Consider the following 9,785-nt stretch of genomic DNA (forward strand, 5'->3'; position numbering starts at 1 on the left):
GCCACGGGACGCTTCCTTCACAGACGGTTCGCCAGGCCGTCCGATCAGCCGACGACGAGCGGGAGTTGCGCGGCCGACTCGCCCAGTTCGGCCTTCTCCTCGTCGGCCGGGGCACGCCGTCCGGTGCCGATCAGCAGCGCGTCCCTGTCGGAGAGGGACGGGAGGAACGCCGCACCGACGCCGGCGACCGCGGTCCGCAAGGCTGCCCAGGAAGGTGCGAAGAGATCCACGGCAGCAAGCCGACAGCGCCCGGCCCCGCACCGCGAACGGATATCACCGGCCCGCGAGCCGGAACACGCCCCTGCGCATCCGGGCCTCGCACGCCTTCTGACGGCCGCTCATGAATGGTGGTTTCCTGGGCCGCGGCCCTCGGTCGGCGTCACGCCGTCGCGGGGGCGCCCTCGCTCAGCGGTGCGGTGACACTGCCCAGCAGGCGCAGTGCCGCATCGGAGGGCGAGCCGGGTTCGGCCGTGTAGGCGATCAGGCGCTGGCCGGAGGTGCCGGGGATGACGAGGTTCTCGAAGCTGAGGTCCATGACGCCGACCAGAGGGTGGCGCAGCTGTTTCGTGCCCGACGTGCACGTGCGCACCGGGTGGCGGGCCCAGCGGGAGGCGAACTCGTCGCACTGCACGGTGAGCCGGCCCACGAGCTCGGCCAGGCGGCGGTCGTCGGGGTGGCGGCCGGCGACCAGGCGCAGTGAGGCGACGGCGAGTTGGGCTTCCTCCTCCCAGTGCGGGTACAGCGTCCGGTAGTGCTCGTCCAGGAAGAGCATCTGCACGATGTTGGGACGGGCGCCGGGCAGATCGGGGCTCTCGGGCGGGAGATGTCCGGCGAGCAGCGCGTGACCGAGCCGGTTCCAGGCGAGGACGTCGTTGCGGCGGTCGAGGATGAGTGCCGGTACCTCCGACATGGCCGCCAGCAGCTGCAGCGCCGAGGCGCCGGCCCGCTCCGCCCGGGGCTCTGCCCGACGGGACCGGGACACTGCGGCGGGGCGGGCGAGGTGTTTGAGGTGCGCGGTCTCGTCGTCGGTGAGGCGGAGGGTGCGTGCGATCGCGTCCAGCACGGAGTCCGAGGCGCTGATCGCGCGGCCCTGTTCGAGGCGGGTGTAGTGGGTGATGCTGACCCCGGCGAGCATGGCCAGCTCCTCCCGGCGCAGACCGGTGACGCGGCGCCGGGTCGGATGCGGCGTGATGCCGACGTCCTCCGGGCGCAGGGCGGCACGGCGGGACTTGAGGAAGTCCCCCAGCTCGGACGGAGCGGCCATCGATGCCTCCGGTGTCATGGCTCGGGCGGCCAGGCGTACGGCTCCTGGCCGCCGGTGCCTGACGTGCCGTGCGGCACTCCCCCATGATGCCCGCCCGCCGCGGCGACCGTGAGCCGTGAGGGTGGTCATGCGATGACCACCCTCGCAGTGGCTGGGCGGGACAGGGTCCTGGCTCACGCCCGGGGCCGAGGAGAGCCTCGTTCTCAGCGGCGCGCGACAGACGCCTGCGCGAGAGAACGCGTCGGCGAACGCGCGACGCAACGCCTGAGAGAACCTGAGAGAAAGGGACTCGACTTCATGTCCGTCACGAATGCGCGGACGGCCGGTACGGCCGTCGGCACGGCCCCGGCCGTTCTGACCTCCCGACTGCGGCTGGTGCTGGTGCTGTTGCTCGCGGCCCAGTTCATGCTGGCGGTGGACTTCTCCATCCTGAACGTGGCACTGCCGGTGATCGGCCAGGGCCTGGGTTTCTCGTTGGGGCACCTGCAGTGGATCGGCACCGCGTTCGCACTCTGCGCGGCCGGCTTCACGCTGCTGTTCGGACGGGTCGCGGACCTGTTCGGCCGTCGCCGGCTGTTCCTCGGTGGTCTGGTGGTGCTGGGTGCGGCCTCTCTGCTGGGAGGCCTGGCACAGAACCCTCAGGAGCTGATCGCGGCGCGTGTCCTCCAGGGTCTGGCCACCGCGGCGGTGACGCCCGCCGGCCTGTCGCTCATGACGACCGCCTTCCCTGAAGGCCCGCTGCGGGAGAAGGCGCTCGGTCTCAACGGGGCGCTGATGTCCGCCGGTTTCACCACCGGAGCGATCCTCGGCGGCCTGCTGACCGACCTGCTGTCATGGCGCTGGGCGTTCTTCGTCAACGTGCCCGTCGCCCTCGCCGTCCTGTGCGTCGCCCCGACGGTCATCACCGAGTCACGGCCCGACGAGCGCCCCGAGCTGGACGTGCCCGGTGCCGTCAGCGTCACGCTGGGTCTGCTGGCCGTCGTCCTCGGCCTCACCCAGGCCGGCGAACACGGCTGGGGCTCGTCGTCCGCGCTGCTGTCCCTGGCGGCCGGCGTCGTACTGCTGATCGTCTTCTGGAGCGTGGAGCGCAGGGCCGCCGCGCCGCTGGTGCCGTTCGGCGTGCTCCGCAAGCGGTCGGTGGCCTGGGGCAATCTGGCCGGTCTGATCGCGTTCCTGACCGAGACGTCACTCGTCTTCCTGCTGACCCTGTACCTGCAGGACGTACTGGGCTTCTCCCCGCTGGCCGCCGGTCTGTCCTTCGGCGTGCTGGGCATCGGAACGGTCGTCGGCGGCTCCGTCGCCCCGAAGGTCATCGCGAGGACCGGCAGCAAGCGGACGCTGGTCACCGGAGGCATCCTGCAGACCGTGTCCACAGCTGCCCTGCTCGCCCTCGGAACCGGCAGTTCGTCCATGTGGCTCCTGCTCGTCGCCACCTTCGTCGGCGGGGTCGGCAACATGCTCGTCATCGTCGGTTTCATGGTGACCGCCACCTCCGGGCTGGCCGATCACGAGCAGGGCCTGGCCACCGGTCTGGCGACCATGACCCAGCAGATCGGCATCACCATGGGCACGCCGGTGATGAGCGCCGTCGCCACCGCCGCGACGACCGCCACCGGCGTCTCGGCCGTCCTCGGCGGGCTGAAGACCGCCATCGCGGTGAACGCCGCCGTCGTCCTCCTCGGCGCCCTCGTCACCACTCTGCTCCTGCCCGGTGCCCGGTCGAACACGCGGTGACCGACGGCGGGGGTGCGAGCCACGAACCAGGTGACCGGGCGGACGTGGACGTGACCGCGGTGGACCCGGCGCCCCTCCGCAGCATCCGGCGCCGCCGCGCCGCCTTCCCTGCGCACCGACGAGGAGAATGATGGGGTCATGACCTTGTCGACGGCATTCACGAAGTTGTTCGGTGTGCGGCACCCGATCGCGTCGGCTCCCATGGGCGGATCGGCCGGCGGGGCGCTGGCGGCGGCCGTCTCGCGCGGTGGCGGGCTCGGGCTGCTGGGCGCCGGCGGCGGGGATCCGGACTGGCTGGCGCGCGAGTTGCCCGTCGTGGCGGGTGCGGGCAGGCCGTGGGGTGTCGGTTTCCAGACCTGGGCGGTCAACGGTGACGCGGTCGAGCAGGCTCTGGAGTACGCCCCCAGCGCGGTGATGTTCTCCTTCGGAGACCCGAGCCCGTTCGTCGAACGCGTCCGTGAGGCCGGAGCGGCGGTGATCATTCAAGTCACCGACCTGGAGGAAGCCGGGCAGGCGGTGGACCTGGGTGCCGACGTCATCGTGGCGCAGGGCACCGAGAGCGGTGGGCACGGCGCTCGCGACGGGCGATCCACGCTGCCCTTCGTGCCGGTCGTGGTGGATCTGGCGGAACCGGTACCGGTACTGGCGGCCGGTGGGATCGCGGACGGCCGCGGCGTGGCCGCCGCCCTGGCCCTGGGCGCCGCGGGAGCACTCATCGGGACTCGCTTCCAGGCCACCGCCGAGGCTCTCGTCGATCCCTCGATCGCGACGGCACTCGTCCAGGGACGCGGGCAGGACACGGAGCGCAACCGCATCCTCGACATCGCCCGGAGCTCCCGGTGGCCGTCGAAGTACACGGCTCGCACCCTCGGGCACCCGTACCTCGAGCAATGGCGGGGCCGGGAAGCAGAACTCGCGGCGGACCCCGCGAAGGCCCGTCTGGCCTATCAGGCCGACGTGGCACGCGGCGACGTGCCCCCGCTCCCGGTATGGGCGAGTGAGGCCGTCGACCTCGTCACCGACCTGCCACGGGCGGCCGACCTCGTCGCCGACCTGGCTGCCGGGGCCCGTAGCGCATTGGACCGCGCCGGAGGTCGCTGAGCCGGAAACGGCCCGGTCCGTCCGCAGCGGCTGTCCTCCTCCCCGGACCTTCCAGGGGCCGGGCGTGGATCTCAGGTGCGCCGGGTGCCGTCCTCGGCCCGCCGGGGTGCGCAGACTTCGGCGGGGGCCGAAGTGCTGCGGCTCTACGGTGTGCCCATGCGGTACGTCGAGGAGAACCAGCGAACTCGAGTCCCCGACCAGGCCGAGAACACCGGCGCTGCTCGGTGCGGTCGCCGCGCTGATGCCGGCCGCCTCCTGCGCCGCGCAACCGGCCTCGCGGTGGGGCACTCGGCTCGCGACGTCCCGGACCGGCGGCCTGACGGCGCCGGCCATCGCCTGCGGCTCGTGCACACCGCCTGCACCAAGACCCCGTCGCTGTCCACCCCCAGTACCGACACCGCGCCCTGGCCCGCCACACACACCGGACGACGGAGAAACCTCGTGTCTGAAGAACCCTTCGGCTACACCTACGGCACCGAGCAGGCGGCCCGCTCACCGGTCAGGCCGGCCGAGTTGGCGGAGCTGCTCCGAAGCGTGGGCCTGACCAGCGAGGACGAGCGCTGTCTGCGCATGGCGGCCAAGGTGCTCATCCCCCAGGCCGAGGCCATGGTGGACGCCTGGCGGGGACTCATCGCGGAGCAGCCGCACCTGGCCGTCTACTCCGCGCACCCGGACGGACGACCCGATCCGTCCTACTCGGCCGCGTCCAAGCCGCGTTTCGTGCGGTGGATCAGCGACGTGTGCACCCGCCCGTACGACCAGGACTGGCTGGACTACCAGCACGAGATCGGGCTGCGTCACACGCGGGCCGCCAAGAACCGCACCGACGGCGCCGGCTCCCCCGACCACATCCCACTGCGCCACCTGCTGGCCTTCACGGCGCCTCTGATCCTGGCCACCAAGCCCTTCCTCGAGGGACACGGCCACACCCCGGCCGAGGTCGAGGGCATGTACGCCGCGTGGACGAAGGCGGTCATCCTGCACGTCACCCTCTGGGCCCGCGCCTACACCTCGCCCGACGACTGGTGAACGCCCGCTTCCGCGGCCGGTGTCGGGACCGCCGTGCGAGAGCCATGGTCGGCGGAAGCGCCAGGGCCGGAACCGGGCACCCCGGCCCCCACGTCGTCCAGCCGACACCACAAGTTCCGGGGGGACCATGGGCATCCGGCGCACCGCCGTCGTCATCACTCTCGCCGTGCTCGGCCTGGCTGCGTGCTCCGGCACGACAGCGCCGACAAGCCCGGCAGGCCGGCCGGCACCACGGGCGCCAGGCAGAGCGGCACCCTCGGTGCCGGCCGGAGCGCCGCCGGGCAGGCCGCCGGTATTCCGCCCGAGCCCACCGGCGCCGGGCGGACCGCCGTCCTCGGTGCGATCCGTGACGTCGACGCCAGACTCACCGCCGACGAGGACAAGGCCATCGGCGCGGCGCGCATCCAGTGTGCGGCCCTCGCCCGGGGCGCCACGAATCCGGACCACAACGCTGCCCTGCGGTTCTCGTACGACGGCGTCACGCTGACCGACGACGACGGGGCTCACATCGACATCGGACTGCGTGAGACGCTCTGCCCCAAGCCCTGATCGGCCCTCGAGGGCGCCCGGTCACACGCTGTCCTTGCGTTCCACGACCAGGATCCGGGCCTCGGGAACGGGGTGGGCCACGTGTGCGTCGCCCGGCTCGACACAGCAGACGCGTCCGGGCACGAGCCGCTCGACGTGCTCCGCGCCGTCGCGCCGGTAGTGCATGTCGATGGCGCCGTCGAGGACCACGAAGACCTCCGGACCGTCGTTGACGTGCCAGACGTAGGGCTGGTCGGTCCAGTGCAGGCGCACGGTCGCGTGGTCGAGTTCCACCAGGTCCAGGGCGCCCCAGGGGCGGTCGGCGGTGTGGCTTGCGGCATCGAGGAAACGCATGGGACGGCTCCTGCACGAGGGACGGTACGGTCATGGGCCCGAGCGGGCCGGTCCCACTCTCGCTCGGCCGGGCAGGCCCGTACCAGTGGCAGCAATGCCGTCTTCCGTAAGATTGCTGCCATGCATCATGTGGTGGCTCTCGCCCTTCCCCGGGTGGTCGCCTTCGACCTCGCCATACCCGCCCAGATCTTCGGCGGTTCGGGCGCGCCGGCCGGCTACCGGTTCACGCTCTGCGCCCCCGTCCCGGGTCCCGTGGCGACGACCACTGGGTTCGACCTCGTCGCGCCCCGTGGTCTGGAGGCGCTCGCCGAGGCCGACACCGTGGTCGTGCCCGGCTACCTGCCGCTGGCCCCGCCGCCGCGGGAGGTCACCGACGCCCTGCGCGCCGCCGCGGCCCGCGGTGCGCGCACCGTGTCGGTGTGCACGGGAGCGTTCGCGCTCGCGGCGGCCGGGCTGCTGGACGGCCGACGGGCCACCACGCACTGGATGGACGCGGACGAGTTGGCCCGCCGTCACCCGGAGGTCGACGTCGACGCCGACGTGCTCTACACCGACCAGGCCCCCGTGCTCACCAGTGCCGGTTTCGCCGCCGGGATCGACCTGTGCCTCCACCTGGTGCGCGAGGACCAGGGGGCCGAGGTCGCGGCCGAGCTCGCCCGCCGTCTGGTGGTGCCCGCACACCGGGAGGGCGGGCAGGCCCAGTACGTGCGCCGCGCCATGCCCGCGGCGGGCACCGGTATGGCCCCGGTGTGCGAGTGGGCGCTCGAGCGCCTGCACGAGCCGCTGACGGTCGCCGACCTCGCCCGGCGGGCAGCGGTCTCGCCCCGCACCTTCGCCCGGCGCTTCACCGCCGAGACCGGCACCACCCCACTGCGCTGGCTCACCGCGCAACGCCTTCACAAGGCCAGGCTTCTGCTGGAGACCACCGACCTTCCCGTCGAGGACGTCGCCCGGCTCTGCGGCCTGGGCACGGCCACCAACCTGCGCCTCCACCTGGCCCGGGACACCGGCACCACTCCCACGAGCTACCGGCGCACCTTCCGCGGCCGCCGGCAAGGACAGGGCGCGGGACCGTTCAGCCGGTGAACGCGGCGGACATCTTCGAGGACCGGTACGGCGTCTGCGTGATGTCCGCGCACTTCGACGGCCCGCCGGTGCAGGCGTTGGCGTCGCGTGTCATCTCCCAGATGCTCCGTGACACAGCCCGTCGTCCACGGCGCGGGTCCCGGGGAGGAGCGGGGCCGTGGCATGTACCTCGTGCAGGCGATCGCGTCGGCCCGGGGCGCTCGCGGGGACGGCCGCGGCCGGAAGACCACCTGGTGCACCCTCCCCGTCGAGGCGGCGACGCACCGTCCTCTCCACCGCCGCGGTGCCCGGGCGAGGAGCGGTGAACGGCGTGAATGGATCGCATGAGACGGAGGGCAACGGGCTGGGGTGCATCCGCCTGTGTCTCAGTCGGCGGCGCCGATGTGGAGCCCGGTGGTGGGCCGTTCGTCCGTGCGCCGGAGGGCCACGATGGCTGCGTCGTCGCCGAGCGCTCCGCCGCAGTAGGTCAGGAGATCGCGCCGAATGCGCTGGACGAGCGCCTCGGGAGTGCTCTTGGTCCACTGGGTGACGCGCTCCTGCAGCGGATAGAAATCCCGTCTGAGGTCGCGCGCCTCCATCACGCCGTCGGTGTAGAGCAGGAGCGTGTCCCCGGCCTCCAGCATGAACGGATGCGAGACGTAGGCGTCGGGACTCAGTCCGTGCAGGCCCAGCGGAGGCGCCGGGCGGGGACTGGCGACATCTGTCACCCGGCCCCGCTTGATCAGCAAGGGCGACGGGTGGCCGCAGTCGATCATCCGGGCGACTGGGCTGTGATCGGGAACCTCCAGCAGCAGCGCGGTGACGAAGTGTTCCAGGGCCTCCTCGTCTCTCTCGGGAAGCTGGGAGTGGTAGCGGCGGACACTGCCGTCCAGGGCTTCGGCGAGGGCCGGCAGTGTGGGGTGATGGTGGGCGGCCTCCTGGAACGCGCCCACCAGCATGGCCGCCTGCCCGATCGCTCCCAGTCCCTTGCCCCTGACATCCGCGATGATCAGGCGCGTGCGCCGGTCGCCATGGGCCACCGCGTACAGATCGCCGCCGATGCACGCCTCCCTCTCGGCGGCCACGTACGAGGACGCGATGTGCAGGGGTCCGAGGCGGTGGGGCAGCGGGCGCAGCAGGGCCCGCTGCGCGGCCTCGGAGACCGACCGCACCTGGGCCAGCTCCTCCTTGCGCCGGTCACGGACGAAACAGACGAAGACGACGAAGATCGAGAGGATCGCCAGTGCGATGATCTGCGAGATGTGGTTGGTGGTGGTCAGACCGCCGTGGAGCACGGCGATGAGGACCTGGGCCGCCACCGCGATCGCCCCGATCAGTCCGGTCAGCCGGGGGCCGCCGAAGGAGGCGGTTATGGCGGGAGCCACGACGAGCAGCGGTCCGAGGTGGACGTTCTCCGGCGAGTGGATGTCCGCCACGGTGATCACCAAGATCAGCCCGACGGGAATGGCCGCCAGCGCATGACTGGAGTGACACAGTGCCCGTACGCGGGTGAGGTACCGCATGTCTCCAATGTGCCCCATTCGCCGGACAGGGACCGTTCACGGCAGCGGGGCATTCCCGGAGCGGGGGTGGGGAGGGCCTGACCACGCTCGAGCGTCACCGGGTCCCTCCCCGACGGCCGGTGTCCGGACGGACCCCGGCCGTCCTTGCCGGTGTGCGCGCGTCCGAGCAGCTTCCACCCCGTAGACCGTCATGGCCGTGCCGACGGGGACCGGCTTGTCGGTGCCGTCATGGCTTCGGTACGTGGCCCGGCCGCTCACCGAAGGCCGTACCGCCCTGCCGTCACCGCGGCCGCGTGGGAGCATGAGTGGGTAGCGCCCGGGGGCCACTCGTAAAGCCGGCCTGTTCCGTCGCTCCGTAGGTGTCGGGCGGCGAAAGGAGCGGGAATGACGAAGCAGTTCGCCGTCGGAGACCATGTCCGATGGAACTCCGAGGCCGGATACGTCCAAGGCGTCATCATCAAGAAGCACACGCACGACGTGGAGTACAAGGGACACGTGCGCCATTGCACTGAGAGCGACCCGCAGTACGAGATCAAGAGCGACAGGACCGATCATGTCGCCATGCACAAGGGGGGTGCGCTGACGAAACTGTAGAGCGACGATCGGCGACCTGGACGAGGCAGCAGGATGACGAACCGTATCTGTACGGTGGGGCATTCGACACGCGACTTCGACGAGATGCTGGAGATGCTGCGGAGCAACGAGATCACCTGCCTGGTCGATGTCCGGTCCTTCCCGTCGTCGCGGAAGTTCCCGCAATGGAACCAGTCGGCGATCGCCGAGGCGTTGCCTCCCGATATCGAATACCGGTGGATTCCGAAGCTGGGCGGCCGACGGCACACTCCCAAGGGCGTGCCGAGCGAGAACGGGGCATGGCAGGTCAAGGCCTTCCGCGATTACGCCGACTACATGGCGGGCGATGAATTCGCGGAGGGCCTGAACGAACTCCTCGAACTGGCCGAGCGCGAAAGGCCGGCGATCATGTGCAGCGAGGCGGTGCCCTGGCGCTGCCATCGCAGGCTGATCACCGACGCGTTGATCGCCGCGGGGGCGGAGGTCGAGAACATCATGTCGCCGACGACGACGAAGCCCGCGGTCCTCGACAAGCGCGCCCGGGTCCGGAACGGGCATCTGATCTACCCGCCCGGCCCCTCCTGACCGCGCTCAGGAGCCGAGTGCCACCACGG

At 71.7% G+C, this 9,785-nt stretch carries 10 protein-coding genes and 1 pseudogene; 7 read left to right on the top strand and 4 right to left on the bottom strand.

Translation table 11 applies throughout. The features are described 5' to 3' along the window. Positions 1-44: 44 nt before the first annotated feature. Together BZY54_RS17510 and BZY54_RS17515 are read right to left on the bottom strand one after the other, a co-directional pair. A pseudogene (locus tag BZY54_RS17510) lies at positions 45-176 on the bottom strand (maleylpyruvate isomerase N-terminal domain-containing protein); the annotation flags it as partial. A 203-nt stretch (positions 177-379) separates the two neighbouring features. Further along, the gene (locus BZY54_RS17515; protein ID WP_086726133.1) at positions 380-1,264 is read right to left on the bottom strand and encodes a helix-turn-helix transcriptional regulator; all 885 of its coding nucleotides are present in this window, start codon (positions 1,262-1,264) and stop codon (positions 380-382) included. Positions 1,265-1,561: 297 nt separating this feature from the next. Between BZY54_RS17515 and BZY54_RS17520 the strand changes: the two genes are divergently transcribed. The 4 genes from BZY54_RS17520 (at position 1,562) to BZY54_RS17535 (ending at position 5,677) form a co-directional block, all read left to right on the top strand. Next, positions 1,562-2,998 (top strand): MFS transporter, encoded by a 1,437-nt coding sequence (locus tag BZY54_RS17520; RefSeq protein ID WP_086726134.1) that lies wholly within the window; start codon positions 1,562-1,564, stop codon positions 2,996-2,998. Between the two features lie 138 nt (positions 2,999-3,136). Then, positions 3,137-4,099: a nitronate monooxygenase gene (locus tag BZY54_RS17525; RefSeq protein WP_086726135.1), complete on the top strand. Its 963-nt coding sequence runs from the start codon at positions 3,137-3,139 to the stop codon at positions 4,097-4,099. Between the two features lie 441 nt (positions 4,100-4,540). Next, the gene (locus BZY54_RS17530; RefSeq protein ID WP_208640684.1) at positions 4,541-5,128 is read left to right on the top strand and encodes a protoglobin domain-containing protein; all 588 of its coding nucleotides are present in this window, start codon (positions 4,541-4,543) and stop codon (positions 5,126-5,128) included. Positions 5,129-5,311: 183 nt separating this feature from the next. Further along, the gene (locus tag BZY54_RS17535; protein WP_244217203.1) at positions 5,312-5,677 is read left to right on the top strand and encodes a hypothetical protein; all 366 of its coding nucleotides are present in this window, start codon (positions 5,312-5,314) and stop codon (positions 5,675-5,677) included. A 21-nt stretch (positions 5,678-5,698) separates the two neighbouring features. Here BZY54_RS17535 and BZY54_RS17540 read toward each other — a convergent pair whose 3' ends face one another. Beyond that, positions 5,699-6,010 (bottom strand): cupin domain-containing protein, encoded by a 312-nt coding sequence (locus BZY54_RS17540; protein ID WP_086726136.1) that lies wholly within the window; start codon positions 6,008-6,010, stop codon positions 5,699-5,701. Positions 6,011-6,130: 120 nt separating this feature from the next. Here BZY54_RS17540 and BZY54_RS17545 point away from each other — a divergent pair, with 120 nt between their 5' ends. After that, positions 6,131-7,096 (top strand): GlxA family transcriptional regulator, encoded by a 966-nt coding sequence (locus tag BZY54_RS17545; protein WP_086726137.1) that lies wholly within the window; start codon positions 6,131-6,133, stop codon positions 7,094-7,096. A 365-nt stretch (positions 7,097-7,461) separates the two neighbouring features. Here BZY54_RS17545 and BZY54_RS17550 read toward each other — a convergent pair whose 3' ends face one another. Next, on the bottom strand, positions 7,462-8,598 hold the full coding sequence (locus tag BZY54_RS17550) for a PP2C family protein-serine/threonine phosphatase (RefSeq protein ID WP_086726138.1): 1,137 nt from the start codon (positions 8,596-8,598) through the stop codon (positions 7,462-7,464). 384 nt (positions 8,599-8,982) lie between these two features. Between BZY54_RS17550 and BZY54_RS17555 the strand changes: the two genes are divergently transcribed. Both BZY54_RS17555 and BZY54_RS17560 read left to right on the top strand, forming a co-directional pair. Next, on the top strand, positions 8,983-9,192 hold the full coding sequence (locus BZY54_RS17555; RefSeq protein WP_086726139.1) for a hypervirulence associated TUDOR domain-containing protein: 210 nt from the start codon (positions 8,983-8,985) through the stop codon (positions 9,190-9,192). A 33-nt stretch (positions 9,193-9,225) separates the two neighbouring features. Next, entirely contained in the window at positions 9,226-9,756 is a 531-nt protein-coding gene (locus BZY54_RS17560) for a DUF488 domain-containing protein (protein WP_086726140.1), read from the top strand. Positions 9,757-9,785 lie beyond the last annotated feature (29 nt).

It is taken from the genome of Streptomyces carpinensis (genome assembly GCF_002154505.1).
Classification (GTDB): Bacteria; Actinomycetota; Actinomycetes; order Streptomycetales; family Streptomycetaceae; genus Streptomyces; species Streptomyces carpinensis.